This window comes from Streptomyces sp. SID3212, from assembly GCF_009865405.1.
Lineage (GTDB): Bacteria > Actinomycetota > Actinomycetes > Streptomycetales > Streptomycetaceae > Streptomyces.
In genome coordinates this window covers 1-743 of the sequence record NZ_WWJY01000744.1, presented here as the reverse complement: position 1 = coordinate 743, position 743 = coordinate 1, and the positions used below count along the sequence as shown (strand labels likewise).

The 743-nt window shown below is 71.1% G+C and carries 1 protein-coding gene; it reads left to right on the top strand.

Translation table 11 applies throughout. The features are described 5' to 3' along the window. Positions 1-109 precede the first annotated feature (109 nt). The coding region (locus GT042_RS22420) for a TetR/AcrR family transcriptional regulator (protein WP_161310521.1) at positions 110-743 on the top strand (634 nt) is incomplete at its 3' end.

The following is a 743-nucleotide window of genomic DNA, read 5'->3' as shown; positions in this document are numbered from 1 at the left end:
CGATACGCCACTGTACCGATACGGATCCGTATCGGTACAGTGGCGTATCGGTACACTGCCGTATCGACACCCGGATCGATATCTGATCCGGCATCCAGAGGGAGAGACGATGACGCCGCAGCAGCGCCGCTCCAAGATCACGCCGGAACGGGAGCTGGAGTTCTACGAGGCCGCTCTCGACCTGCTCAGAGAAGGCGGGTACGACGCGCTGACCATGGAGGGCGTCGCCGCGCGCACCCGCTGCGGGAAGTCCACGCTCTACCGTCAGTGGCGTACGAAGCCGCAGCTCGTGGCGGCGGCGCTGCGCGGCACCCGCTGTCTCGCGCTGGCGCGCGTCGACACCGGCACCCTGAAGGGCGACCTGCTCGCGGCGGCCTGTACCGCGGGGGCGGGTTCGGGGCGTGACACGACGCTGATGCACGCGCTCAGCCACGCCGCCCTCCAGAACCCGGAGCTGCTGCGGGCGCTGCGTGAGGCGCTGATCGAGCCGGAGATCGCGGCGATCGACGCGATGATCCGCCGCGCCGTGGCGCGCGGCGAGATCGCCGCCGACAATCCGGCGGCGGAATTCGTGGCGGCCCAGTTGATCGGTGTCGTACGGGCCCGGCCGATGCTGGAGGGCCGGCACGCGGACGAGACGTACCTCACGCGCTTCCTGGAGGCCGCGATCTTCCCGGCGCTGGGACTGAGGGCGGGGCCGTGCGCCGCGAAGGCCGCGCGGGAGAGCGTCACGGCGCCCGTCC